This is a genomic window from Anaerobacillus sp. QJM3NY_17, from assembly GCF_056173665.1.
This window is the reverse complement of record NZ_CM149685.1, coordinates 2,191,961-2,217,929: the sequence shown is the minus strand read 5'-3', so window position 1 is coordinate 2,217,929 and position 25,969 is coordinate 2,191,961. Positions and strand designations below refer to the sequence as shown.

The following is a 25,969-nucleotide window of genomic DNA, read 5'->3' as shown; positions in this document are numbered from 1 at the left end:
TGACCTCCTGTTATTAAGGCAGAGAAATTTTCACGACTTGATTAAGGTTACGAGGTTGATCTGGGTTTAAGCCAAGTTTGATTGACTGATAATAAGCTAGAAGCTGAAAGTAAGGAATATAGAGTGCCGCTCTCGCTTCATCTGATAAATTGCTTCCTATATTAATCACATGATCAGCCGTTAAATCTGTCCCAAGATCTCCAATCACAATCGTTTTTCCACCGTTATTTTTAATATCATGAAGTAATGTGTGGTCGATCTCGCTCATTTTCGTTGTAGAAAACAGCACCACAACGGTTTCCTCATCCACAATGGAAATCGGACCATGACGGAATTCAAGGTTCGAATAACTTTCGCATTCCGTTTGCGTCATTTCTTTGAGTTTCAGTGTACCTTCTTTGGCTAATCCATTATAAATACCTGCGCCTAAGAAGATAAACCGCTCCGCTTTTGCACCTTGAACTATATCCTTCATAACATGTGCATGACTTACATTCTCATTTAACAATTCAGGCACCTGTTTCAGTTCTTTTAATGCCTCATTATTCTCGGCAAATCTTGCAGCATATAGTTGAATTGCATAAAGCATATTAGTGAAGGATTGAGTCATGACAACGCTTTTTTCACTTATATGATCAAGACTAATTTGATCGTCAGCTAGTTGTGCCATTTCAGCATCACTGTTGCATGTTACGGCTAGAGTGGATATATTCTCTTTAGCCTTAATGGCTTTTAAAGCCGTAATAATTTCTGAAGTGGTTCCAGAGCGAGAGATACTTACTACTCTATATCGTTTATGGGGGGTGAATACCTGCTTTTCATGAAGAAAAATTTCTGAAGCCGGCACCGCGTTGGCTTGAATTCCAGTGATTTCTTGAAAGTATCTGGCAGCTGAAATTGCAATGTAGTAGGATGTGCCGCACCCTGTAAATACATAATTGACTTCGACATTATCATTAGGAATATTCATATTGCTGACGATCTGATAGGTTTTTTCTGAAGCGTTTCCTTGAGACATGATTTCCTTCAATGTATACGTATCCACTAATTACATCACTCCTTATTTAGTAAATGAAAATTGATTGACACTCATTTGTTTTTCTAGCGATTTAAGATCTTCTAAGGAAAGGTCTCCTGCTTTTTCTTGCAGTGCATTGGCTGTGCCAGCAGCTGAGGCTCTTATTAATGATTTCTCAAAAGGCTCTCTATCATAGAATCCAGATACTAATCCAGCAACAAAGGCATCGCCACTTCCTACAGGATTGACAACAGATAACTTAGGAATAGAAATTGTATAAATGCAATTGTCATAAGCAGCCATCGCTCCATCGCTTCCTCTAGAGACTGCCACAACGGAGACTCCTGTATGGCTTAATTCCATTAAAGCATTCATGATTTCATCATCGGTTTGCAACGGACGATTGGTGATTTCACTTAGCTCATCAATATTTGGTTTTATCATAAAGGGTTTCGCTTTCAGAGCTTCCTTAAGCGGTTGTCCACTCGTATCAACAATTGCTCTTGTACCATTCTGCTGAACAAGTTCAACAAGTTCTTGATAAGCCGTCGTTAAAAGGCCCTTAGGTAAGCTCCCAGATAGAATGACATAAGTGCTTTTATTGGCCAATTCCAATAGTTTTCGTTTAAATTCAATCCATTCTCTTTCTAAAATGGTTGGACCTAACTCAAGAATTTCAGTTTGATTTGTGAATTCATCAATGATATTAAGGCAAATACGTGATTCGCCTTCAATCATTACAAAATCGGAATGAATTCCTTTTTCATCTGCTAACCGTTTAATGAATTGACCATTTAAACCCCCCAAAAAACCTGTCGATACTGTGTTTATATTTAAAATTTTCAGTATTTTCGAGACGTTAATGCCCTTACCTCCAGGTTCGCTTATGATTCTTTTCGTCCGATTTACTTCATTTATAGAAAAGCGATCCATATAGTACGTACGGTCAATCGCTGCATTTAACGTAACAGTAGTGATCATAGACTTAAGCGTAAGTTTGCTGACTTTGCAGCATTAAGATTTTTTTCTTAACAATTTCCTCAACAGCTTCTCGAGCAGGGACGAAATACTTTCTCGGATCATCTGTATGTGGATGTTCATTCAAGTAATCTCGTAATCTAGCCACGAATTCAACCTTTAATTCAGTCGAGAAATTCACTTTACTTACGCCATATTGAAGCGATTCACGAACTTTTTCTTCTGGTACACCAGAGGCACCGTGCATAACAATTGGCCGTCCTGTCGATTCTGAAATTTTTTGTACAAGCTCAAAATTAAGCCTTGGTTCCTTTTTATATAAGCCATGTGCTGTTCCAAAAGCAGGGGCAAAAGAATCGATATCCGTTCGTGCGACAAAATCTTTTGCGAGGTCTGGATCTGTCAATTGAGCGTCCTGTTCGTCTACACTAAGATCGTCTTCCACGCCTCCAATGGTTCCGAGTTCAGCTTCTACGGGAACATTAACATAGTGAGCAGCTTCCACAACCTTTTGGACGAGCGCTACGTTCTCTTCATATTGTAATTTTGATCCGTCAATCATGACTGATGTATAACCTGCCCGCAAACATTGTAGAACCGTTTTGAAACTATCTCCGTGGTCTAAATGCAATGCAATTGGAATCGAGGTTTTCTCAGCTACCGAATTCACCATATTTTTGATGTTTTCGATTCCCACATATTTAATTGTTCCTGGAGTCGTTTGAAAGATAACCGGTGTATCGATCTTCTCAGCACCTGAAATAACCGCTTTCATAATTTCAAGATTATGAACAGCAAAGGCCCCAATCGCATAATGATTTTTGTACGCATCATCGAGTAACGGCTTACTAGAAACTAATGGCATTCAATCATCTCCTTAAAGTGATTCAACCAGTCAACGGGTTGTTGGGTCAAGTTGGGTTGTACCTTGGCAACATAACGTCACCAGGTCTTTAATGGTATTGTACTGTTATTAGGTTGTTGGGTCAACCTGTTCTTTAATTAAATTAATTCTGTGTAGAAACGACAGCGATCTCCTCTTACGATAGAATGACAGAATTCCACGGGTTTTCCTGATCGATCATAGGCTGTTCTTTCTAACAACAATGCGGGGTAACCTTCTTTTACCTGGAGATATTCACTTTCATAATCTCTTATGAGGACAGGTTCAAACACCTCTTTTGCTTTTGTAACGATAATACCAAAATCACTTTCCATTACATCATATAAGGAGGTATTCATCACATGCTCCTGCTTAATACCGGGTATGAGGTATTGCGGTATATATGATGTTTCAAGAATAACAGGCTCGTCATTTGCGCAGCGTAACCTCTTTAATTCGATTAGAGTATCTTCTTCATCAACCATTAACTTACTTGCGACTCGTGGTGAAGCAGTCGTTTCATTCATATGCAAAATAATATCTGTTGGTGCCATGCCCATTTCTTTCATCACTTTACTAAAGCTATAAAAGCCCATTAGTGGTTGCTCGAGCTTCGGCTGCGAAACAAAAGTCCCCTTCCCTTGAATTCGATTCAAGACGCCAATTTGGACGAGGTCTTCAATCGCTTTTTTAGCTGTGTTTCGGCTTATATTATAGTCAGCTCTCAACTCGTTTTCAGATGGAATTTTATCGCCAGGAGCCCAGTCACCTCGTTCAATATTCTCCTTTAATATCTCCTTTAATTGGTGATAGAGAGGAATAACACTATGCTGATCTAATTCTCTTTTCATAATATCCCCCATTTCTTTTGTGTATAGTTGTATCTACCTCATTCATTTTGTACCTTAATATTCATTGTGGTTTCAAAGTGAATTTTTCTTTATTCTATCATATTAATCAAGTAAGAGAGTAAAGTCGAGCTTCGACTTTACTCTCTTTAGTAATTGTTTTCATATACAGGTTCGTCAGTCAGTTTCAATGAACTCTGAACGAATCGAGAAACCTTTTCTCATTAGCTTTCTAGCATAAGTTAAATGAAGCATCATTGCTTCTGAAGCCCCACTTGGATCTTCACAAAGTATCATTTCCATAATTAACTCATGTTGTTGATTTGTGTCTTGAATGCGTTCCAGGTCTGTTGCGATTAAGCAATGGTAATGATCCATTGACTTGCTTATCTTTGCAGATAGTGATTGGAACAACTCTAGTAAAATAGGGTTGCCCGAAGCTTTTGCAACGTCCAAGTGAAATTGAGAGTCTTGAATGCTCTTATCCCTATAACGCTCACTTCGTTCTAGAAGTTCGAGCGTATGACTCATTGTTAGGAGGTCTTGCTCTGTTCGATTAACCGCTGCCAGTTTGACCAACGTTGTTTCTAACATTACAAGTGTTTGGAATAATGATTCCAAATTCTCATGTTGAGGCATCGGCATATATTGGAAATACCGTTTCGGTGTATAGCCTGTAACAATAGCTCCTTCTTCTGCCAATAAATCAATAACACCTCTTCCACTCAGCGTTTTTAATGCAGCTAATATAGTGGACCGTGAAACACCAAAAAACTGCGAGAGTTCCAAAACGGAGGGGATTTTATCTCCTTTATCATATTTCCTTTCTTTCAATAAACCTAATAGTTGTTTCTCAACTTTTTGGGATAATTCTTCTGAAGAAATGCGTCTAAGTTTCATTGTAAAACCCCCTATACGTAATAGCACAGTAGACGAGGTGGGTTGAAAGCATATCTGTATTATTATGTAAGTCAAAGCAAAAGCAGCCTGTGGGCTACTTTTGCAACATAAATTACTTATTTGAATAAACTTTTGCTTTCGCTTCTTTTCGTCGACTATGAAGTATTGGTTCAGTATAACCAGAAGGTTGATTAAAGCCTTTAAAGACAAGGTCACATGCAGCCTGAAACGCAATCGACTTTTCAAAGTTATCAGCCATTGCATGATAAGCCGGGTCACCTGCGTTCTGCTTATCAACTACTTTTGCCATTCGTTTCATTGTTTCTAGAACCTGTTCCTTGGAACAAATTCCGTGATGAAGCCAGTTGGCCATATGCTGACTAGAAATTCGAAGCGTTGCTCGGTCTTCCATAAGTTCAATATTATGAATATCTGGCACTTTAGAACAGCCTACCCCATGTTCGATCCATCGAACAACGTATCCAAGGATACCTTGAGCATTATTATCGAGTTCTTTCTCAATTTCTTTGTCGCTCCACTTCTTCTCTGTATTAACTGGAATTTCTAAAAGATCATTTAAATAATTTGGTGTCCTTTTCTCCAGTTCATATTGGAATTCCCTCACATTTGTTTGATGATAATGTAAGGCGTGAAGGGTTGCAGCTGTTGGAGAGGGTACCCAAGCTGTACTCGCACCAGCTTGAAGCTGTGCACCTTTTTGTGCAATCATTTCACCCATAAGATCTGGCATAGCCCACATGCCTTTTCCAATCTGTGCGACTCCTCTAAAACCTGTGTTTAAACCATGAGCCACATTTGCTTTTTCATAACTTTGAAGCCAGGTCGCGTTTTTCATTTGGCCTTTCGGTATAACAGCTCCAGCTTCCATCGACGTATGGATCTCATCACCCGTTCGATCAAGGAAGCCGGTGTTAATAAATACGACGCGTTCCTTTACTTCGTTTATACAGTTTTTGAGGTTAAGGGTAGTACGTCGTTCTTCATCCATCACGCCAATTTTGATTGTATAACGCTCTAATTCAAGTAAATCTTCTGTTCGATTGAATAGTTCATTAGCAAATGCAACTTCCTTTGATCCGTGCATTTTAGGCTTTACAATATAGATGGATCCTTTGGAAGAGTTTTGGTATCGACCATTTCTATTCAGATCGTGCTTTGCGATTAATCCTGTAATCACGGCATCGATAATTCCTTCAGGTACTTCATTTCCTGATTGATCAAGAACCGCGTCCGTTGTCATTAAATGTCCAACATTTCGAGCAAACATCAAGGATCGACCAGGAAGAGAAAGTATCTTTCCATCAGGTGATGTATACTCGCGATCAGGATTCAACGATCGAACGATCTTCTTAGAACCTTTAGAAAAAGATGATTGTAAATCACCTTTCATTAAGCCAAGAAAATTCCGATAGACGAGGACTTTGTCTTCTGCATCAACAGCTGCAACAGAGTCTTCAAAGTCCATTATCGTTGTAATAGCAGATTCAACAAACACATCCTTAATTCCTGCTACATCTGTTTTACCGATTGGATGAGATCGATCAATTTGAATTTCAAGGTGGATCTGATTGTTTTTCAATAAAATGACTTCGGGGTTTTCTTCACTGCCTAGATATCCTACAAATTGCTCTCTTTTCATTAAAACGCTTTCATCATTGTCAGTAAAGTGTACCTTAAGCATCCCTTGCTGTATAGTAAATCGTTTAATGTCTGAGTAACTTCTTTCCTTTAGTGGCACGACCGAATCTAGGAAACGCTTTGCATAAGTTATTACTTTTTCGCCACGGATTGGGTTATATTCTGTATTCTTTGATGCTTCGTTATCTTCTGAAATAACGTCAGTTCCATACAAAGCATCATAAAGACTTCCCCACCTTGCATTCGCTGCATTAATCGCATACCGAGCGTTATTAACGGGGACAACTAGCTGAGGACCAGCTTGAATGGCAATTTCATCATCTACCGATTGAGTGCTAATTTTAACATCCTTTATTTCTTCTTCAAGATATTCGATATCCTTAAGAAACGTTTTATAGCTTTCTAGGTCACCAGCTCGATTATTCAGGTGATAAGCATTGATTTTTTGTTGTAGGTCTTCTCGAACTTGTAGAAGCTGTTTATTGATAGGTGACAGTTCAGTGATCATGTCACCAAGGCCACTCCAAAACTGTCTAGAAGAAGTGCCAGTTCCAGGAATAACATCTTCATTAATAAATTCATAGAGTTCCGTTGCAACATGCAAAGTACCAATTGACTTATAATTTTCCATTACCTGTCCCCCTCATAAGCTTGACAGAACCTTATATGGTGCTGTTCATTCGTTATATCTTATCTTATAATAAAGTAAGCTATTTATATAATACATATATCGCATATTAGGTATGCTTTCAGGTTATAATTCAGAATTTTCGAAATGTGCATTGGCTATATATATGATTCTCTACTTTGGCTCTTTCAAATAGCATCGTTTTGATCGATCAGAAATAAGCCAATAAAACAGCGTTCACTAACATAGCCTTTGAAAAAATCTCTGTGTGGAGGTATTTTGATGGAAATTCGTCACTTGGAATATTTTTCTGAAGTCGCTAGACAATTAAGTTTCACAAAAGCTGCTACTAGTCTTCACGTGTCCCAACCTTCTATTAGTAAAGCCATTAAAAATATGGAAGCAGAACTTGGAGTGCCGCTCTTCTATCGATCAAAGCAATTGGAATTAACCGATGCGGGTCACGCTGTCCTTATTAATGCGCATCACGTACTAAGTGCTTTTCGTAATCTAACAACAGAATTAACCGACCTCACAGAGCTTAAAAAGGGTGAAATTAAAATAGGTATTCCTCCTATTATCGGGGCTGCGTTTTTTTCAAAGTTAATTAGTCAGTTTAAGGCGAAATATCCTTTTGTTGAAATTCTATTAACGGAAGTAGGATCAAAATCGATAAAGCAAGGGATTGAGGATGGCTCACTCGATATTGGCCTAATTTGCAATACCCCTTTAAAAAACAGTTCTTTGGAAACGGTTCAAGTTATTTCTGATCCATTGATGGTAGTTGTTCACAATGAACATCATTTAACGGAATCCACTGAAATCGATATAACGGATCTTGCATCAGAGCCATTTATTTTATTTCGTGATGATTTTTCGTTACATGATCGAATTGTAGAAGAATGCTCGAAACAGGGGTTTCATCCGAATGTCGTTTGCCACAGTTCGCAGAAAGATTTTATGATCGAGATGGTAGAAGCAAAGCTTGGCCTTGCCCTTCTACCTAGTAAAATCGCTCTTTCAATTCCAAACGATTCCATTACGTCAATTAGGCTTCGTCACTCAAATCTTCGCCTCGAACTTGGGCTGATTTGGAAAAAGAATAAATACTTGCCTTATGCGGTCAAAGAGTTTATTAACCTCGCAGATTCAATTGAAGTGAGTTGAATCCTTCAGAGCAGGTGTTTTAATTTAGGAAATGCTTCTATGATTCTACAAATTGAAAAGAGCTGATGAAGGACTTCTTCATCAGCTCTTTTCTTATTCTTCTATAATCTCCCAATCATGCTCGAAAGCAACACAGCCCTTGAGCGTTTGTGCAACAGGACAACCACGCTCAAATACATGAAGTGCCCTTTCTGCAGCTTCTCTTTTCCCTTCTGGTATGATTAATTTATAATGACATTTTATTTTAGTGATTTTGAGGACACCCTCAGGCGCTTCGATCAATCCTTCGAATTGACCAGATAGTTTGTTTGGAAAACTAGGTATTTGGCGCGCCTCCAGCGCACCGGACAATGTCCCTGTTAGTCAGCCGCCTGCAGCAGCAACGATGTGATCAAGGGTTGACGGTTGTTCCACCTCAGGTGACGCTTGATAAAAATCTTTCACCCCACCATGCACGCCGTAGTGAATCGGTTCTTTGAAATCCGCAATATATGCGCGACGGCTTTTATCTTTATCTTGCTCAATACGAATGTTTGATATTTCGATTGGTTTATCCATCGTTTGAACTCCTTTCGGTTATTAATAAGCCCCTCTAATCATTTCATGCACTTCTTGATGGTAGAAGCTAGCAATCTTCTCCATTTCTTCCCTGGAAAAGTTAGGAACCTCTGTGGCTTTGAGGTTTTGTTCTACTTGTTGAATGTTTTTAAAACCAGGGATAACACAAGAGACTTCTTTATGTTCAAGAATCCATTTTAGCGCAGCAGTCGTCATACTCTCTCGGTCGCGAGCAATCCAATTGATTTCATCGCTTAGCTCTACACCTTTTTCAAATTCAAGTCCCGCAAACGTTTCGCCTACATTAAAGGCTTCTCCATTCCGATTAAAGTTTCGGTGATCATCATCTTCAAAGGAAGTGTTTTTCTTGAATTTCCCAGTTAATAAACCACTGGCCAGCGGCACCCGCGTAAGAATGCCAACGCCTTGTTCATAAGCTTTTGGAAAAAGTTCCTCTAACGGCTTTTGCCTAAATATATTAAAAATAACCTGCAGAGTACTTACGCCAGGATACTTGAGACATAATAGTCCTTCCTCAACTGTTTCAACACTTACACCATAATAGCGTATTTTACCTTCGGCTTTCAATTTGTCCAATACCTCAAACACCTGACCTTCCTTAAGGATGTCGATTGGTGGACAATGAATTTGAAAAAGATCAATTTGATCTCGTTCCAAGCGCCTTAAGCTCGCTTCACAATAAGCACGAACACTTTGTTCTGAATAGTTGACAGAATCGTATATGTCTCCTGCACGACAAAATTTCGTTGCGATGTGAATTTTATCTTCCATCCCTTTTGTTGCTTTAGCAAGGAGTTCTTCACTATGTCCATCTCCATATACATCTGCTGTATCAAAAAAATTCACGCCAGCATGTATAGCATGTTGTAGAGAATCGAGCGCTTCTTTGTCATTTGTTTTCCCCCATGCTCCGCCAATTGCCCACGTTCCGAAACTAACTTCACTTACTTGCAAGTCTGTATGACCTAACTGTCGATATTTCATTCTTTCGCCTCCATTAACTCGAGTTGACATTACATGGTAATTTCCCTTTAAATCGTTGTTTAAACCGCTTTCATATTTGTTTTTGAATGTAACGTTCTCTAAATGAAGTTGCTCTATAGCTTGATCATTCAATGATTGGAACGAAATTGTTCAACCTTTCAAATCATCTCTACACCATACGTATGTCACTCTTCTCACTTCCAAAAAAAGACGGGCGGGCCCCGTCTCTCAGTTATTTTGTGATTTTTTTATAGTGACTTAGTGCATTTCTAACTTCACCAAATTCAGATGCATGAGGTCGATCTTCTCCTACTGAATAGCCCTCATCTACCATGCGATTTCGATTAAGGCAAAGCTTAGTGAATGTAGGTTTAAAGAAATCAAATAACTCAAAACGCTTCTCTAGTTGTGGGAACCTTGATTGATACGAAAGAATTGATTCCGCTAGTTTTTCCCAGAAATTCTGTTCTTCCATTAACTCACCGTTTACTAAAATGTTCGATAAATAACGGAGGTGACAGATGAATAAGCCTGTAAATATAAATTGGGTCAGTCCCTCAGGTGGTTCACTCCGAAGCACATCTTTTAATTCCTCTGTAAGATAATTAAGCTCCTCGAATGGTTGATCACTAATATTGACATCATCTACGAAATCTTTAATTGCAAGGCGTGATGGTTTGGAATCTTTTAGAACAAGAATAGTGTTTTGGCCGTGAGGAGAAAAGACTGTTCCATATTGGTACAAATAATGGAGCAATGGCTTCATAGTGACATCAAAAAATTGCGTCATCCATTCTTCTGTAGACATTCCAGATTTCTCAATCAAGCTCTTTACATAGGGCTTCCCATCATGGTCTTCGTATAGAAGTGCTGCTAAAGTAATCGCCTGTTCACCGTCCTCGAGATAAGTATAGATACTTTCTCTAAAAATAACGCCAAGCATTTCTTTGTACTGATATGGGGCATTCTCCAATTGATTATAATAGGAATGATTCACATTAATACTCGCAATTTCACCTGGTAAAATCACTCTACATTCATCTTTTAAAAAGGAGTCTTTATCATAGATGCCTTTAATGAATTCAGTTATTTTCGGAGCAATAAGAGTACGTTCTGCGGGTAATCCTCTATATACAAGTGTATTTAGTATGCTCATCGGTAATTTTACATGATGCTTGTTTGGATTGGATTTGTTAACAAATGTCCGAATGGACTGTTGTGGGAGATAACGATCACTGGATTGACCAAGCGGTATGATCGTTTGGTTTGCAATCTCCTCTGCAAAATTCTGAACCAAAATGTTTTTCCACTGCCACTCATGGACAGGCATCATGAAGTATTGATTAGGATCATCAATCTTTTTTTCTAATATATTGTGGAATGTAGAACGATCCTGATCACTTAATTCATAGTTTACTAGTTTTTCGAAGGTAAATTTCTCAATAGATTGAAATGAGCTAATGTGTCGACTAACGCCAATCCATGAAAGTGTTACTTCGTTTTGGTGTTCAGGAGCATATGCTAAATAATCATCATACCCGAACCCAATTCTCCCTTTGTTATACGTGATCCAGGGATGTCCAGTCATGTAGCCTTCAAGATTAGCGTAGTCTTCAGTAATCAATTTGTCTGATGAAACTCGCTTATTTAACAGATGAGCATCTGCAATGAGAGTTTGACTAATTTCCTTTATTAAATGAGCTGTTGTTTCCGATGACATGCCTATTAAGGGTTTGATATCAAGGAGGAAGCCAACGGCACTCACTTCTACCTCATTCCCATTATCTAGTATGCGAATGGATTTGCAGTCAACATCATAGCTATCAAATTGGCGGGGAATCGCATGGAATGAGTATGATTTCTTGTCTGAAACTCGAAGTTCATAGATGGTATAGCTATCTTTCTCTTGAACGAGTTGAGGTGAGATCATATCTTCGTACATAAATTCTGAAATCATTTTTGCTAAGAGTTTTGTATTAACAAGTGTCCAGTTTTGTTTAGTAAGAACAGTATCTAGTTCGTTTTGAGAATACATACGTTCACCACTTTCCTTCTAGTTTGTTGTAAGAGCAGGTTGTTTGGCGATTCCAAAAGATTGAAAAACGTTATGTGACTGCACGGGGTATTCTTCTCTATTGGAGATTTGATTGATGATGACAGCATTTCGGTGTGCTCCGAGACCAAGGTCGGGCGCACCAACTCCGTGAGTGTGTAGCTCTCCGTTTTGAATGAATATATTGTTCTGATTGGAATCTTTCGTCATTAAGCGGTAATCTTTCGTAATCGTCGGGCGGCCATTCTCGTCCCTAAGTAAAAAAGATTCGGGTAAGAAAGTTGGAACGGTCTGTTTATATCCAGTACCAAGCACAATGATTTCAGATTCGAAATCAAATGGTTCATTTGTAATCGTGTGGCGTCCCTTGCCAAAACACACCTCCCCTTTCATCTCTAGTTGATTTACCTCACTCATAGCCTGTAAGTGTAAGGGGGAGCGTTGATTACCAATAGATCGTTCATATAATACGTCATAGATTTCTGAAATCGTTTCTGCACTAATCCCTTTGTAAAGTAAGTCTTGTTTTTCAATCACTTTGTCTTTTTTTTCTTGCGGAAGATCGTAAAAGAATTCGGTGTAATCTGGTGAAAAATATTCAAGTCCTAGTTTGGAGTACTCCATTGGGAAAAAACCGTTTGATCTTGTGTACCAGCTAAGATGGTAGTCATGATGCTCCTGTTCTTTTGCTAGATCTAAAAAAATCTCAGCTGCACTTTGGCCTGATCCAATGACTGAAATGGATTTTCCTTGTAAAGCCTTTGGTTTCTTCTCTATGAACTCTGATGAATGAAAGACGGTTTCTCCAAGCGCAGGTTTAAAATGTTCTGGTACTGCAGGTACTGAGCCTATTCCCATGACCAGATGCCTGGCCAAGAACGTGTCGGTTTCTAGCGTTTTCACATCCTGGACGTGAACAGCATAAATGAATTCTTCCTCGGATGCTTCATATGATGAAACTTCAGTGACTTCATATCCAAATCGGCATGAATTTAGCTGATCACTCACCCATTTACAGTAGTGATTGTATTCCTTTCTCGGAATATGAAACTTTTCTAAAAAATAAAAGTGATACATACGACCATGAACCTGCAGGTAGTTAAGAAAACTATATTTGTTTTTAACGTCAGCCATGCTTACAAGATCCGCGAAAAATGGCACCTGCAATGTGGTTCCTTCGATGAGCATACCTGGATGCCAATCAAATTCTTTTTTTCGGTCAAATAGAAGAATATCCAAATCGTCCATTTCATCTGTTAAAGCAGCTAGACCTAAATTAAATGGTCCAATACCGATACCAATTGCATCGTAGACGTATTCAGGCATTTCCCCACTTCCTTTCAAACTGCTTCCGCTCACAAATCATTAATAAGCCTGTTTTATCCGGTAGATCAATTGGTTTTTGTGGAGTGAATCCACACTTCTCAAATATATGAATCATTTTTTTATTACGTATATCTGGTTCTGCTACGATTCTCTCTGTCCGCTTCTCTTTCAATTGTATAGAAACCATTACACGTAGAAGGTGAAGGGAATATCCTAGTCCTAAATAGTCTGTATGACCGATCAAGAGATGGATGCCTTGGTCATATGGCTTGTTCTCATAAGATCCTTCAATGATATCTTCCTTTACCCAATAAGCTTCCCAGTAGCTCATTGGCACCTCATTGATAAAACCTAGATAAAGCGTCTGGTGTGTATCTTTTAGTGCCTTTTGTAAATGATTTCGAAATGAGTTAATCGGTATATTTAATTGCCAGAAAGGATGCACATGCTCTTCGTTCATCCAAGAGTGAATCATCTCGACATCGCGTTCGTAGCTCACCTTAGCAAAAGAGATCGTTTTTTGTAATTTTTGATCGAATACATTAAAGTCCATTGCCATGCCTAACTGTAACCTCCTGAGCGATCGGATTTCGGACCATCGTATACACTGATTGTGTAGCCATTGATCCAATAAGCTCATCCATATCATAGAGGCGAGTTAAGAGATTCGCTTTACAAGGAAGAACAGGATCCTCAAGTAAACTTTTAATGAGAGGTGATGACTGTATAGCTAAATAATGAGAGAGTCGTTCTCTCAGGAGATCCATAAGATGCTTTTCTTCAATTAATCCGTTTACACCAAATGCATTGATTAATCCGAATAAGTTGTTAAAAAAGAAGTAATAGCGAAAGCGTTCATTTGCTACGTCATCGGAACAAATAGTATCGCTCTTCTCATTCAAATTAGGCAGGAGCTGCGCTAGTTCTTCAGACTTGGACTCACTAAAATAATATCCTTGATTGTCTCGATAATAGAATGTAGATGGATATCCTTCTTTAAGCTTAACAACAGCATTTTGCTGGTGTGCTTCTAGTGCAATGCCATAATGTTGGTGAAGCCAAAGCATCGGATCAAGTGATATGTCGAGATAACGATCGAACCACTCGACACTTACTTCTTCTATCGCACGTCCCTCTCTTCTAGCAATAGCAGTAATGACGGAATAAATACGTGACTTGCCACTGTATGCATGATCCTGGCATAGTGCTGCTACGAGGCTTGTATTATCACTATTTTCGTAGAAAGGATTCTCTCTAAACATAACGGCGAAACCAGACTCAAGATTAGTAATGTTGATATTGAGATAAGCTGGATCCTGGATAATTTTAAAGTTAGGATGATTATTTGCTAATTTTTCACCTAATTGCGTTTGTAAAAGTCTAGAAACCTCTACGCCACGATCTAGCTCTTTCTGTTGATTTAGTCGTAGTGAATTTGTGATTTTTACCGGAACTGAAAATTTAAACATGAATCTAGATAAAGAGCTGTACACAGTTCTAAAGGAAGATGTTGCTGTATACATGCGCCCTACTGGTCCTAGATAATCAAGCGATCCTTTTTGAATGTGTTCAAGCACTTCTTCTTTTTTTAGAAGTGAGTTTACTTGAAGAGGGTGCATTGGCACTAGAACACGCTCCTTAAATTGATGGAGCCATTCTGGATCTACTTCTCCACTTTTTAACTCTTCTTTAATAAGCTCGCTTGCTTGTAGCTGCAAACTGGAATCTTCATTGATCAATGAAGGGTGAACACTAAAATAGTGAAGCTGAAATTCACCTTTCAGTTCTGGAGAAAACAATTCATCCTCCTCGTGTGTTAAACCTTGTTTGCTTTTTGGCGTCGGGTGCATTAAGTGACCAAAAAGTAAAGACTGTTCTGCTTCAATGTAATCAAAATCTTCATCGGTTAATTTTCCTCTGTCTTCGAATCGCTTTCCAATGTAAGTTGTCATGCTTTGACAGCTCAACATCACTCGCAGAACCAATTCATCTTCTGCATCCGTTCGGTTTTGGTCAATTAGTAGTTCCTTTACAATCAGTGTTGTTAATGTCACATAGTCAAGAGTATGAAAAGTACCATTTAATGACCGGTAATATAATGGGAACTGAAAAATATGCCGCTCTGTTAAGGACCAATAAGAAACGGGGAAGATCATCTCTATGCCCTGATTTTCTAGTAGGCAGGAAATGAATTTCTGAGATAAGGTTGTAGATAAATCTTCAGGTTTTGGTATTTCTGAGTAGTTTCCTGTTTCACGTAAATAACAATTCAGAAAGCTTTGCATAGTCGCCTGTTCTGCGATCTTTTTAGCGCTGATCACGTGTGTTCCCTCCATTTCCTTCCGAGTGTACGAATGTCATCCACGATCTCTTGGATGTGCTTCATTTTGGTTCTAGGGTTTAGTATGGTGAACTTCAAAAAGGTTTGGCCATTAACAGAAGTCTTGGCTATGGCCGCTCTGCCCTCATACAACAATTCTTGCTGTATTTTACGATTTAATTTGCATCGATCAGTACTGAAATCTTGAGGTTCATAACGAAAGATAACAGTGTTGAGTTCTGGAGAAAGGTTTTCAACTTTTATATCATCCTGAAATGAAAGGTATTCCGCAGTTGCTTGAGCAAGGATAAAAGTATAATCAATCATTTCTCCGAACAGGTTTGTACCTATCGTTTTTAATGAAAGAAAGAGCTTAAAGGCGTCAAATCTTCTGGAAGTTAAAATCGATTTGTTCACCAGGTTAGGAATCCCCGCTTCAACATCTTCTAGTGGATTTAAATAATCAGCATGGTGATTTAAAAATCGGAACGATTCTTTGTTCTTCACTAGGAAAGCCCCACATGAAATGGGCTGATAGAAGAGCTTATGAAAATCGACTGTGAGCGAATCGGCATAACAAATTCCTCCTAGCTTTGACTTATGAGATTCGGAAAGAATAAGCGCGCCTCCAAAAGCGGCATCCACATGAAACCATAACGCTTCTTCATGAGCGATTGCGGCTAGTTCATCTAACGGATCTATGCTTCCGAAATCAGTTGTGCCACAAGTTCCAACTAGTGCAAAAGGAACAAGGTGTTGAGCTTTTAATTCAGCTAATTGGTACTGTAAATGCGATACCGACATTCTGTGATGTTTGTCTGTTTTAACTTTTATTACTGCTTTTTCTCCTAATCCAAGCTGAACAGCTGATTTTTGTATAGTGAAATGTGCCTCCTCTGAGCAAAGAATCCTTAATTTATGAAACTCTTCTGGTAATCCATCTTTCTGAACATTTTGCCCCCATAAGCTTAAACAACATGCATCTCTAGCTAGAAGAAGACCAGTGTAGTTCGATTGTGTCCCCCCACTTGTAAATGTGCCGTCAGCATTTGATGAATAACCAAATTGACCTGCGAGCCACTTAATCATTCCCTCTTCAAGGTACGTAGCAGAAGGACTTTGATCCCATGAATCAAGTGATTGATTGAACACACTTATTGCGAGTTCAGCAGCTATGGCAGGTATAAGCGGTGGGCATTGCAAATGAGCCAGGCTTTTTTCATGAGAAATTTGCAGGTTATTTTTGAATAGAGGAGCCTTAAGCTCGTTTAGTAATGCAGTAAAATCTTGATTTGAGCTATGAAAATCGAAAAGTTCTTCAACTTCCTTTTCAATCGTTTGTGGCTCCTTTCCGGTGAACGGCGCATTTTCTTCACAAAAGGTCTCGCAAATTATGTTCGTCATTTCGTGCATTTGTTCCCGGAAAGCTTCTTGTCCTTTCTCACTGTTGTGAAGGAAAAGGGAATCATACATTTTCTCTTTTGAAATATCAGGAGGATTCTTTTCAACTGCATTTATCATAAACTTTCAACAGCAGCCTTAACTGCTTCCTCAAAAATGCTGAGTACTTCTAAAACTTGTTCGTTCGTGATAATCAGTGGCGGGAGTAGCCTTACTACACTTCCGTTACGACCTCCAACTTCTAAAATCAATCCTCTGTCAAAGCATTCTTTCTGAATCCTGCTAGCTAACGCAGGTTGAGAAGGATAGCTTCCTGATGAAGACTGGGGCTGTGTAGGATCTACTATTTCAACACCGATCATTAGCCCTCTTCCCCTTACGTCTCCAATTTCACGGAAATTCACCTGGAGCTTTTGTAAGGCAGAAAGCATTTTTTCTCCCATCGTTGCTGCATGAATATCAAGTCTCTGTTCTTTAATAAATTTCAATAAGGCTGTTCCGGCTGCCATTGCCATTTGATTTCCTCTGAATGTACCAATGTGAGCACCAGGCTCCCACTTATCGAGTTCACGATCGTAAATAACAACCGAAAGTGGGAGACTGCCGCCAATTGCTTTAGAAAGGACAATGACATCTGGTACGATCCCTGCATGTTCGAATGCGAACATTTTTCCTGTTCGTCCTATTCCCGTTTGGATTTCATCAATAATAAGAGGAATACCTCGCTCGCTTGTTATTCTTCTCATTTCCTGTAGCCATTCGATTGGTGCAGGTACGGAACCACCTTCGCCTTGAACAACTTCTAGAATCATAGCGGCCGGGGGTAAAATGCCGCTCTCCGGATCATCTAATAGATTTTCAATATAAGTACTAGAAATTTTGTGTCCTTTGCTTTCCTTCATACCAAATGGACAACGATACGAATACGGGTATGGCATGAAATGAGTATCTGGCATTAAACCTTGGACGTTTTTTTTGGGACCGAGATTACCACTAATCGCCATTGTTCCATGTGTTGAACCGTGGTATCCTCCTTGAAACGTAAGGATACTACTTCTCCCTGTCGCAGTTTTCACTAATTTTAAGGCGGCTTCTATCGCATCGCCTCCTGTTGGTCCACAAAATTGTATTTTGGCACGCTCTGCGAAATCTCCGGGTAAATTTGAAAATATTTCATTCACGAACTCTTCTTTTATTGGTGTTGTAATATCTAACGTATGTAAAGGCCTTTTATCATGAAGGACTTTCTGCATGGCTTCTATAGTAACGGGATGGTTATGACCAAGAGCTAAAGTACCAGCACCAGCTAAGCAATCATAATATCGCTTTCCTTCCATGTCAGTAACAAAAATCCCTTCTGCCTCATTAATGGCAATTGGTATTCTTCTTGGATAAGATCTTGCATTGGACTCTCTTTTCATTTGTTGGTCGAGTAGTGTTTGATTTGTATTTAATTCTTGAATCATCATGTTGAGAACTCCTTTACTAATTGATAATGATTTTCATTATCTTACACTATTCATGATAAGTGAGAATGATTATCATAGTCAATGATACTTGAGAACCATTCTCACTGAAAAATAAAGTCGGTTTTGCTAGGTAGATCGATTGGTTTTAATCCCTAATAATGGAAAGCGGATTGTGGGAGTCCCTCCTTCTTTGGTGGTCTAAATTAGACGATCGACTTTGGTCACAATGCAAATCAAACGAATAGGATAAAAGTATGAAAAGGAGCGTGTTTAGTATTGGAGGTGTACGGAGAATTCCTCATTCTTTCGGGAGCGTGGATCCAGACGATAGGTGCAGCTATTGCCTCTATTGGGAATACAATTGTTGCAGCAAATGAAGCTGACTCACTTATGGAGGATATCGGAGGAGACCTTTATGTAATTGGGAATGGCGTCGAAGCAACGGGGAACTCTCTTCAAGCTATCGGAAGAAGCAGCTTGACTTCTAATGAGAATGAAACGTTTGGAACGCTCGGAGCATGGTTACAGTCTGCTGGTAATATTGCAAATGTTCTTGGTGGATCAGGAATTGTAACGGGGACTGATGAAGAAGCGCTGAATATTGACATTATGGGAGATATTATTCAATCAGCTGGAGCTGCTTTCGAAGCAAAAAGCTCGAGTATAAGTGAAGCCTTCTATGCAGAGCTCATCACAACCGGGCAAACGATTCAATCGTTTGCCATTGCTATTGAAGCTATTGGGCTTCTGTATGTGAAGAATGGAAATAAGAAGATGGGACAACAGATTCTTGCCATTGGAAGTTATGGTCAAACTGCAGGGGCAGCCATTGCAGCCATTGGTTTCACAAAAGAGTATTATGAACATTGAGCGATCTGTTAAATGAGATTAAAAGGATTTATAACGTGCGCTCATTGATTTCAAATGCCGCTCTAACACCAGATTCAACTGCTCCTTCAATCCACCCGTGGAAATCTGATGTGTGCTCACCTGCAAAGTGAACTCTTCCTTCAGGTTTTTTTACGATGCTTTCAAATTCGGTAATTTGATTCGGTTTAAAGAGTGTAAAGCAACCTCCTGAGAATTGATTTTGACTCCAGCTAAATGATGCGCTCGTCAAGTACTCATCAAATACTTTAGGTCCATGTATTTTTGCAAGATCTTCAAGGGATTGTGTGATTTTTTGATCATCATTTAAGCTATTCCATAACATCGCGTTATCTTCCCAGCTATAACTTGCTAGTAAGACTCCAGCTCCTGGCTCATTACCTGTGCGACTAGGTGTATACGTATAGCGATTAGGAAAATCCGAAATGGTATTTGCACCATTCAACCCTTCTTTTTCCCAAAATCGGTCTTTAAATTCAATCCCAATTTTAATAGAAGCTACATAATGCAACTCACGGATTGCTTTCCATTTATCAAATGAAAAAGAACGGTACGGATAAACTTCTATAAATTGAAACACTGAAAAAGGCACAGTCATAAGAACATAATCGCTGTTAAACTTTTCAATAATTCCTGTTTGTTGATTCCTCGTCTGAATTTGAACACTTTGTGGTCTTTGAATGAGGCGGTGTACTTTTTGATTTAACAAGAGATTCTCTTCTAGCTCAGGTAGAAAAGACCGAGGCAATTGATCATTTCCACCAGTAATTTCGTTAAATTCCATGTCAGTATTAAAAACAGTATTTACGATATCGGTTAGAATGTCGATAAAGGATAGTTCCGAAAATCCTTCAATGCCTAAAAGTACTTTAACCATTCGAACAGCATTTGGAGATAGCGAAGGACCAATGGGATTGAAGCGAAGAAAATTCTCCATTGAATACTGATCAAATTTTTTACGAATGAATTTCTTTTGTTGAGCGTCACCTTCTTTATAAAGCAGTAAAAATGGATTAACTGCTGATAAAAATAATTCCGTAGCGGTTTTTCCTTTTTCGTGAGGTTCAACGGGAAATTGAAGGATATCAGGGTCTGCTTCGTATTTTTCTCTTGTAGTTCTAACTCCATTAGCATAAATGATATCTCTTGGAGAGGAATTCACGAAGCGATTCATTTTAAGTTGAAATCTTCTGATATATTCATACGTTAATTTGTGAGTTGTAGGAATACGCATAGCGCCAACATCAAGATAATTATCATCTGTAAATGGTTTTCTAAGAGTGTAAACCCTCCCGCCAACACGATCGTTTCCTTCTAGAATGGTAACTCGATGACCGGCCTTCTTTAACAAGGATGCTGATACTAGTCCTGCAACGCCAGCTCCCACAACAATAACGTTCGTTGGTGAAGACGATTTTTTCAATCCATTCTTAATGATATTAAGCATCTCGTTAGGGTATTGAGGCGTAGTGAATTCTCGAGACATCACCATCATCCTTTTTTCACTAACATATTAGTTACATTTAAAAACTATACGAACTAGTTTTTAACATCACTATTGCCTATAACTCCTTCGCCATGAGAAAATTTTTAAGTTGGATACCGTTTTTTTCAACTAGCTGACTTTTTACTAGTGAAAATCCTTGCTCTCTAAAAAACGGAACTGCCGTTATGCTTGCTTCCGTATGAAGCTGTTCCATATTGTTCAAACGTGCGGTCTGTTGCACTTTTTCTAAGAGCTCGGAAGCGATTCCTTTTCTTTGGTAGTCTTTATGAACATATAAACGGTCAAGCAGTCCTGAAGAGGTTAAATCGCAAAATCCTACGATCTGTTTGTCTAAGGTAGCAACATAAGTGAAGTTTCGTTCGAATTCCTCTCCCCATGATGCATGACGCCTATTAAGTTCAGTTTTATTAGCCCAGGCATTTACCTGTATGTTTGTATAGTCTCTCCGGTTAATAGAATGAACAGTGTCATAAAAAAGATCAATCATTTCTATTAAATCGTTTTCTTTAAAAGGCCTGATATGCATGCCATTCCCCTTCCGTGATTCTCTTTCTTTTTATTATAGAACCCAAGTGCAAACAACGCATCAAAAAAGACGGCAGATGCCGCCTCCGATAAGAGTCTATCCGTTTATACTTTCTACCATCATGGCCATGCCCTGTCCACCGCCAACGCATAATGTTGCGATTCCAAAGCGTTCGTTTCTCTTCTTCATTTCATATATCAAAGAGGTTAGAATGCGAGCACCTGTAGCACCGAGCGGATGACCTAATGCTATAGCTCCTCCATTTACGTTTACCTTGCTCATGTCTAATTCAAGTTCTCGAATAACAGCGAGTGCCTGAGCAGCAAAGGCTTCATTGAGCTCTATTAAACCGATCTCCTCGAGCGTTTTCCCTGTGCGTTCTAAAAGTTTCCGAAAGGATGGAATTGGTCCGATTCCCATTATCTCAGGAGAAACCCCAGAAGTTGCCCAATCAACGATTCTAGCAATGGGTTGAAGCTCTAATTCTTTTGCTTTTATTTCAGTCATCACAAGCATGGCAACAGCTCCATCATTCCTCCCGCAAGAATTGCCAGCTGTCACCGTTCCGTTCTCTTTAAATACTGGTTTTAATTTGCCAAGTTTCTCAATTGTTGTGCCTGGACGAGGATGTTCATCTTGATCGACAAGATTCGTTTGACGACGATTTTGAATTTCGACCGGAACAATTTCATCTCTAAATTTACCCTTTTCAATCGCTTCTGCTGCTCGTCGCTGACTTTCTGCTGCAAAAGCATCTTGTTCATCCCGCGATATGTTGTAACGTTCGGCTACGTTTTCTGCTGTAATACCCATGCCAAGATGAGAACCATATTGTTCAACAGGCTGTTGTCCAGCTTCTGAATTAGAATCAACTAATTGCGTTTTGTCTCCTCCGAAACGGCTATTTCTTAAATAAATGGGAGCCTGACTTAAACTCTCTGTTCCGCCTGCGATCAGAATAGATGACTGCTTTGATTGAATTTGTTGGACTGCTGAGGCGACAGACTGCATACCTGATGCGCAAAGTCGATTGATTGTAAATGCAGGAGAGGTTTCAGGAATGCCAGCACGTAATGAAGCGACTCTCGCTACATTAGATGATTCGGTTGTTTGTCTTACTTCTCCTAAAATGACTTCTTCTACTAAGTGAGGGGGGAGACCTGATCGAGCTAGTGTTTCTTGTATGGCATAGGTAGCTAACTTTCCAGAGTTTAGATTTTTAAAGACACCACCGTAGCGTCCTACTGGTGTTCGAACTGGTTCTACGATAACGATGTTTTCCACTCCTTTTTACCTCCTCATTTGTATTCTTTACGAAGTTGACCTGCAATGATGTTTTTCTGAATTTCTGATGTACCTTCATAAATACGGGTGATCCGAGCGTCACGGAAAAATCGCTCAATCGGATAATCTGAAATGTAACCGAGCCCCCCGTGAATTTGTAGAGCCTTGTCGGCGATTCTATTGTATACTTCAGATCCATACAGCTTTAACATTGCCGCTTCCTTAATGACCTTTTTTCCTTCTTCAACCATCCATGCGACACGATAAGTAAAAGATCGAAGTGCTTCAATTTCAACTCCCATTTCAGCTACCATATGGGCAACAGCTTGGTGTTCAATGATCGGCACGTCAAATTGGATGCGCTCCTCCACGTAAGACATGCATAAGTCCAATAGCTTTTGGGAAGATCCAAGATTACGAGCAGCGAGGCCTGCACGACCATTTGCCAAAATTTTTAATGCATTAACATATCCTTCTCCTACTTTTCCAAGAACATTTTCCTCTGGTACTTCACAATGATCAAAGATAAGCTCAGCTGAATGTGACCCTTTTAACCCCATTTTTTCTTCAACTGCACCAACTTGAAAGCCAGGGAAATCTTTTTCAACGATAAAGGATGTAATCCCCTTCGTACCTTGTGAAGGATCAGTTACAGCCATTACGGTAAAAACGCTCGCTTCTGTTGCGTTAGTAATGTAATGCTTCGTACCGTTTAGAATATATTTATCACCTTGTTTGACGGCTGTCGTTTTCAAGTTAGAGGCATTTGATCCTGCAGATGGCTCAGTAAGAGCAAAGGCTCCGATCATGTTTCCTCGTGCCATTTCGGGTAAATAATATTCCTTTTGTTCCGTATTACCAAGTTCAACAATTCCAACCGAACCAATTCCCGTATGTGCTCCAATTAAAGTAGTAAACCCGTTATGCGTTTTACCTAATTCTTCATATAGAGCGCATTTTCCAACCATTCCAATTCCAAGTCCGCCATACTCTTCTGGAATACTAAGACCGAATAGACCTAATTCTTTTGACATCTCGATAATGTGTTCTGGTATTTGATTTTCACGCTCAATGGTCATGGCCACTTTTTCTACTTCGTTTTCTACAAAGTTTCGGACAGTCGTTTTTAAATATTCGATGTCTTGATCGAGTTGAAAGTCCAATCTTAACCCTTCTTTCTATTAATATGTATAAAAGCCTCTTCCGCTTTTTCGCCCAAGTCTTCCTGCCTTTACGTACTTTATTAAAATGGGACAGGGTCGATATTTTTCACCTAGCGTTTTGTATAAGTACTCCATATTGCGTACTCGAGTATCAAGACCAACAAGATCAGCTAGTTCAAGAGGACCCATTGGATGATTTAGACCAAGTTTCATGGCTTTATCAATGTCTTCGGGTGTAGCTACACCTTCCATCACCATATTCATCGCTTCGTTGCCAATTAGACAATTCATACGACTAACTGCAAAGCCTGGAAACTCATTGATTCTTACGCATTCTTTTCCAATGGTTTCTCCAAACCGCATCGCTTTATCAATGGTATCTTCAGATGTTTCCAGCCCACAAATGACTTCAATGAGCTTCATCTTTGGTACCGGATTAAAAAAATGAAGAGCAAGACATTGATCAGGGCGCATGGTTTGTGCGGCAATTTCGGTTGGACTCATTGTCGAAGTGTTTGTTGCAAGAATAGCGTGAGCTGGAGCAAACTCATCTAGTTGTTTAAAAATGCTTGTTTTTAATTCCATTACCTCAAGGACTGCTTCGATCACAAGATCACAATCGTAGACGGCTTCTTTCAATTCGTGTGTGAATTGTATTCCTTTGAATCTTTTTGTTGCTTGCTCTCTTGTTATTTTCTCTTTCTTGACCAAACGTTCAAATTGGTCTTTTACATAGATCTGTGCTTGCTTCAAAGCCTCGTCACTAACATCGTGCATTTTCACTGAAAGCCCTGCAGCTGCAGCTGAGAAAGCAATCCCTTTTCCCATTGTACCTGCCCCAACAACAGCAATTTTCGTCATCGTCATTTCTCGTCCTCCTAAAAAACACATAAGTGAAATCGCTTACATTTTGTACTACACTTACTTCTCGAAGAAGACAACTAGTTCCTTTTAGGATTCAAATTAAAAAGACCGTTCAGTTGTTTGAACGGTCTTTCATATCTAGAATGAAACTTGATCAGTCACGAAAATTTTCCCCGGATTTAGGATCCCATTAGGGTCAAGCGTTTTCTTCAATGCCAGCATGACTTCGAGAGAACCTCCATGTTCTTTTTGCTGATACTGAGCTTTGCCAGTACCTACCCCATGCTCACCAGTGCAAGTTCCGCCACGATCTAGAGCATAGTGCACTAGGTGTTGGTTTAGCTTGTTTGCCTTTTCAAGTTCAATGGGGTCATCGGGATTAATCATCACAATAGCATGATAATTCCCGTCCCCTACATGCCCCAGTAGAGCTCCGTCTAAATCAAATTTCTCGATGGCTTTTCGTGCATCGAGAATGGCGCCAGTTAACTCTGAAATGGGAACACATACATCTGTTACCATCATCTTTTTTCCTGGAGAACCATGACTAAAGGAGTAAGCAAGATTATGTCGCGCTTCCCAAAGAAGCGCTCTTTTCTTCGTATCGTGCTCAAATATAAATTCTTCGCAATCATTGTCTTCTGCGATGCTTTTGGCAAAGGTAACATCTTGATTTAACCCCGCTTCATTACCATGAAATTCAACAAATAACGTTGGTTTTTCGATATAGTTGGTTTCATTTGTTTTGTTCACCTGTTGTACTGAGCGTGCGTCTACTAGTTCGATTCTAGCGACCGGAATGGCTGCGTGAAGAATATTAGTAACGGTGGCTACAGCTCGCTCTACAGTTGGAAAAACGATTCGCCCTGCAAGCGTAGCTTCTGGTATGCCGTTTACGTTGAGTGTTAATTCTGTAAATGTCCCAAGTGTCCCTTCTGAGCCTACAAAAAGGCCATTTAAATGGTAACCTGATGAAGACTTTGCAGTCATGCTACCGGTATGGATGACCCGTCCATCGGCAAGAACAACTTCCATGTCTCGAACCTGATCACGCATTACACCATACCGTACTGAAGTGGTTCCGCTTGCATTTGTTGAGGCCATGCCACCTAACGTTGCATCCGCACCTGGATCTACTGTGAAAAAGAGACCGTGTTTTTTCAATTCTTTATTTAATTGTGAACGTGTGACACCTGGTTGGACGCGTACTAGAAAATCTTCTGGTCGAACTTCGAGAACTTGGTTCATCAATTGAAAATCAATTGAAATACCGCCATGATATGGAATCACATGCCCTTCAAGACTAGATCCCAAGCCAAATGGCACGATGGGAATCCTATGCTCATTGGCCGCTTTCATAATTTTACTTACTTGCTCGGTTGTTCTTGGGAAAACAACAACGTCCGGATCGTGTGGCGTATGATAAGATTCATCTTTGCTATGTTGTTCGAGAATCGTTGCATTAACACTAATTTGATCGTCGTCTAGAAATGTTGAAAGCAAAGATACGATTTTCATATAGCT

23 protein-coding genes are annotated in these 25,969 nt (G+C 39.5%); 2 read left to right on the top strand and 21 right to left on the bottom strand.

The window, feature by feature from the left end:
• Positions 1–13 precede the first annotated feature (13 nt).
• From AC0VYV_RS11715 to AC0VYV_RS11690, 6 genes are all read right to left on the bottom strand, one after another.
• Positions 14–1,045, bottom strand: a complete 1,032-nt coding sequence (locus AC0VYV_RS11715) for an SIS domain-containing protein (protein ID WP_475373828.1) — start codon at positions 1,043–1,045, stop codon at positions 14–16.
• Between the two features lie 15 nt (positions 1,046–1,060).
• On the bottom strand, positions 1,061–1,999 hold the full coding sequence (gene pfkB, locus AC0VYV_RS11710) for a 1-phosphofructokinase (RefSeq protein WP_475365238.1): 939 nt from the start codon (positions 1,997–1,999) through the stop codon (positions 1,061–1,063).
• Between the two features lie 4 nt (positions 2,000–2,003).
• Positions 2,004–2,861 carry a class II fructose-1,6-bisphosphate aldolase gene (gene fba, locus AC0VYV_RS11705; protein ID WP_475365237.1) on the bottom strand — a complete coding sequence of 286 codons (858 nt, stop codon included), beginning with the start codon at positions 2,859–2,861 and terminating at the stop codon, positions 2,004–2,006.
• A gap of 137 nt (positions 2,862–2,998) precedes the next feature.
• A complete protein-coding gene (locus tag AC0VYV_RS11700) occupies positions 2,999–3,730 on the bottom strand; it encodes a GntR family transcriptional regulator (RefSeq protein WP_475365236.1) in 732 nt (243 codons plus the stop codon).
• Between the two features lie 174 nt (positions 3,731–3,904).
• On the bottom strand, positions 3,905–4,627 hold the full coding sequence (locus tag AC0VYV_RS11695; RefSeq protein WP_475365235.1) for a FadR/GntR family transcriptional regulator: 723 nt from the start codon (positions 4,625–4,627) through the stop codon (positions 3,905–3,907).
• Positions 4,628–4,739: 112 nt separating this feature from the next.
• Positions 4,740–6,917: a malate synthase G gene (locus tag AC0VYV_RS11690; RefSeq protein WP_475373827.1), complete on the bottom strand. Its 2,178-nt coding sequence runs from the start codon at positions 6,915–6,917 to the stop codon at positions 4,740–4,742.
• Positions 6,918–7,196: 279 nt separating this feature from the next.
• Between AC0VYV_RS11690 and AC0VYV_RS11685 the strand changes: the two genes are divergently transcribed.
• A complete protein-coding gene (locus tag AC0VYV_RS11685; RefSeq protein WP_475365233.1) occupies positions 7,197–8,081 on the top strand; it encodes a LysR family transcriptional regulator in 885 nt (294 codons plus the stop codon).
• A 93-nt stretch (positions 8,082–8,174) separates the two neighbouring features.
• Here AC0VYV_RS11685 and AC0VYV_RS11680 read toward each other — a convergent pair whose 3' ends face one another.
• The 9 genes from AC0VYV_RS11680 to AC0VYV_RS11640 all read right to left on the bottom strand — a co-directional run bounded on the left by AC0VYV_RS11680 (position 8,175) and on the right by AC0VYV_RS11640 (position 18,213).
• Complete coding sequence (locus AC0VYV_RS11680; protein WP_430246555.1) at positions 8,175–8,432, bottom strand: OsmC family protein; 258 nt, start codon at positions 8,430–8,432, stop codon at positions 8,175–8,177.
• 12 nt (positions 8,433–8,444) lie between these two features.
• A complete protein-coding gene (locus tag AC0VYV_RS11675) occupies positions 8,445–8,639 on the bottom strand; it encodes a hypothetical protein (protein WP_303533281.1) in 195 nt (64 codons plus the stop codon).
• Positions 8,640–8,660: 21 nt separating this feature from the next.
• On the bottom strand, positions 8,661–9,644 hold the full coding sequence (locus AC0VYV_RS11670) for an aldo/keto reductase (RefSeq protein WP_475373825.1): 984 nt from the start codon (positions 9,642–9,644) through the stop codon (positions 8,661–8,663).
• Positions 9,645–9,876: 232 nt separating this feature from the next.
• A complete protein-coding gene (locus AC0VYV_RS11665) occupies positions 9,877–11,679 on the bottom strand; it encodes an IucA/IucC family protein (RefSeq protein ID WP_475373824.1) in 1,803 nt (600 codons plus the stop codon).
• An 18-nt stretch (positions 11,680–11,697) separates the two neighbouring features.
• Complete coding sequence (locus tag AC0VYV_RS11660; protein ID WP_475373823.1) at positions 11,698–13,023, bottom strand: lysine N(6)-hydroxylase/L-ornithine N(5)-oxygenase family protein; 1,326 nt, start codon at positions 13,021–13,023, stop codon at positions 11,698–11,700.
• Entirely contained in the window at positions 13,016–13,582 is a 567-nt protein-coding gene (locus tag AC0VYV_RS11655; RefSeq protein WP_475365229.1) for a GNAT family N-acetyltransferase, read from the bottom strand. The genes AC0VYV_RS11660 and AC0VYV_RS11655 overlap by 8 nt, the downstream gene beginning before the upstream one ends.
• A complete protein-coding gene (locus AC0VYV_RS11650) occupies positions 13,566–15,344 on the bottom strand; it encodes an IucA/IucC family protein (protein WP_475373822.1) in 1,779 nt (592 codons plus the stop codon). Before AC0VYV_RS11650 ends, AC0VYV_RS11655 begins: the two co-directional genes overlap by 17 nt.
• Positions 15,341–16,864, bottom strand: coding sequence for a pyridoxal phosphate-dependent decarboxylase family protein (locus AC0VYV_RS11645; RefSeq protein WP_475373821.1), 1,524 nt, complete (start codon positions 16,862–16,864; stop codon positions 15,341–15,343). Before AC0VYV_RS11645 ends, AC0VYV_RS11650 begins: the two co-directional genes overlap by 4 nt.
• A complete protein-coding gene (locus tag AC0VYV_RS11640) occupies positions 16,861–18,213 on the bottom strand; it encodes a diaminobutyrate--2-oxoglutarate transaminase (RefSeq protein ID WP_475365226.1) in 1,353 nt (450 codons plus the stop codon). Before AC0VYV_RS11640 ends, AC0VYV_RS11645 begins: the two co-directional genes overlap by 4 nt.
• Before the next feature lie 282 nt (positions 18,214–18,495).
• Here AC0VYV_RS11640 and AC0VYV_RS11635 point away from each other — a divergent pair, with 282 nt between their 5' ends.
• Positions 18,496–19,083: a DUF6944 family repetitive protein gene (locus tag AC0VYV_RS11635; RefSeq protein ID WP_430246583.1), complete on the top strand. Its 588-nt coding sequence runs from the start codon at positions 18,496–18,498 to the stop codon at positions 19,081–19,083.
• 28 nt (positions 19,084–19,111) lie between these two features.
• On the opposite strand, the gene AC0VYV_RS11630 is transcribed toward AC0VYV_RS11635, so the two are convergent.
• From AC0VYV_RS11630 to AC0VYV_RS11605, 6 genes are all read right to left on the bottom strand, one after another.
• Complete coding sequence (locus AC0VYV_RS11630) at positions 19,112–20,587, bottom strand: flavin monoamine oxidase family protein (protein WP_430246543.1); 1,476 nt, start codon at positions 20,585–20,587, stop codon at positions 19,112–19,114.
• 76 nt (positions 20,588–20,663) lie between these two features.
• Entirely contained in the window at positions 20,664–21,134 is a 471-nt protein-coding gene (locus AC0VYV_RS11625; protein ID WP_194221706.1) for a GNAT family N-acetyltransferase, read from the bottom strand.
• A 96-nt stretch (positions 21,135–21,230) separates the two neighbouring features.
• Positions 21,231–22,418 carry a thiolase family protein gene (locus AC0VYV_RS11620; RefSeq protein WP_475365225.1) on the bottom strand — a complete coding sequence of 396 codons (1,188 nt, stop codon included), beginning with the start codon at positions 22,416–22,418 and terminating at the stop codon, positions 21,231–21,233.
• Between the two features lie 14 nt (positions 22,419–22,432).
• Entirely contained in the window at positions 22,433–23,581 is a 1,149-nt protein-coding gene (locus tag AC0VYV_RS11615; RefSeq protein ID WP_475365224.1) for an acyl-CoA dehydrogenase family protein, read from the bottom strand.
• 18 nt (positions 23,582–23,599) lie between these two features.
• Positions 23,600–24,472, bottom strand: coding sequence for a 3-hydroxyacyl-CoA dehydrogenase family protein (locus tag AC0VYV_RS11610; protein ID WP_475373820.1), 873 nt, complete (start codon positions 24,470–24,472; stop codon positions 23,600–23,602).
• Positions 24,473–24,583: 111 nt separating this feature from the next.
• The gene (locus AC0VYV_RS11605; RefSeq protein ID WP_283154228.1) at positions 24,584–25,963 is read right to left on the bottom strand and encodes an FAD-binding oxidoreductase; all 1,380 of its coding nucleotides are present in this window, start codon (positions 25,961–25,963) and stop codon (positions 24,584–24,586) included.
• Positions 25,964–25,969 lie beyond the last annotated feature (6 nt).

Coding starts and splice junctions, on each gene's coding strand:
- AC0VYV_RS11625 (WP_194221706.1), bottom strand. CDS start 21,134: ATGCATATCAGGCCTTTTAAAGAAAACGATTTAATAGAAATGATTGAT.
- AC0VYV_RS11695 (WP_475365235.1), bottom strand. CDS start 4,627: ATGAAACTTAGACGCATTTCTTCAGAAGAATTATCCCAAAAAGTTGAG.
- AC0VYV_RS11670 (WP_475373825.1), bottom strand. CDS start 9,644: ATGAAATATCGACAGTTAGGTCATACAGACTTGCAAGTAAGTGAAGTT.
- AC0VYV_RS11660 (WP_475373823.1), bottom strand. CDS start 13,023: ATGCCTGAATACGTCTACGATGCAATTGGTATCGGTATTGGACCATTT.
- AC0VYV_RS11690 (WP_475373827.1), bottom strand. CDS start 6,917: ATGGAAAATTATAAGTCAATTGGTACTTTGCATGTTGCAACGGAACTC.
- fba (WP_475365237.1), bottom strand. CDS start 2,861: ATGCCATTAGTTTCTAGTAAGCCGTTACTCGATGATGCGTACAAAAAT.
- AC0VYV_RS11605 (WP_283154228.1), bottom strand. CDS start 25,963: ATGAAAATCGTATCTTTGCTTTCAACATTTCTAGACGACGATCAAATT.
- AC0VYV_RS11645 (WP_475373821.1), bottom strand. CDS start 16,864: ATGATAAATGCAGTTGAAAAGAATCCTCCTGATATTTCAAAAGAGAAA.
- AC0VYV_RS11610 (WP_475373820.1), bottom strand. CDS start 24,472: ATGTGTTTTTTAGGAGGACGAGAAATGACGATGACGAAAATTGCTGTT.
- AC0VYV_RS11700 (WP_475365236.1), bottom strand. CDS start 3,730: ATGAAAAGAGAATTAGATCAGCATAGTGTTATTCCTCTCTATCACCAA.
- AC0VYV_RS11665 (WP_475373824.1), bottom strand. CDS start 11,679: ATGTATTCTCAAAACGAACTAGATACTGTTCTTACTAAACAAAACTGG.
- AC0VYV_RS11655 (WP_475365229.1), bottom strand. CDS start 13,582: ATGGCAATGGACTTTAATGTATTCGATCAAAAATTACAAAAAACGATC.
- AC0VYV_RS11630 (WP_430246543.1), bottom strand. CDS start 20,587: ATGTCTCGAGAATTCACTACGCCTCAATACCCTAACGAGATGCTTAAT.
- AC0VYV_RS11640 (WP_475365226.1), bottom strand. CDS start 18,213: ATGATGATTCAAGAATTAAATACAAATCAAACACTACTCGACCAACAA.
- AC0VYV_RS11675 (WP_303533281.1), bottom strand. CDS start 8,639: ATGGATAAACCAATCGAAATATCAAACATTCGTATTGAGCAAGATAAA.
- AC0VYV_RS11685 (WP_475365233.1), top strand. CDS start 7,197: ATGGAAATTCGTCACTTGGAATATTTTTCTGAAGTCGCTAGACAATTA.
- pfkB (WP_475365238.1), bottom strand. CDS start 1,999: ATGATCACTACTGTTACGTTAAATGCAGCGATTGACCGTACGTACTAT.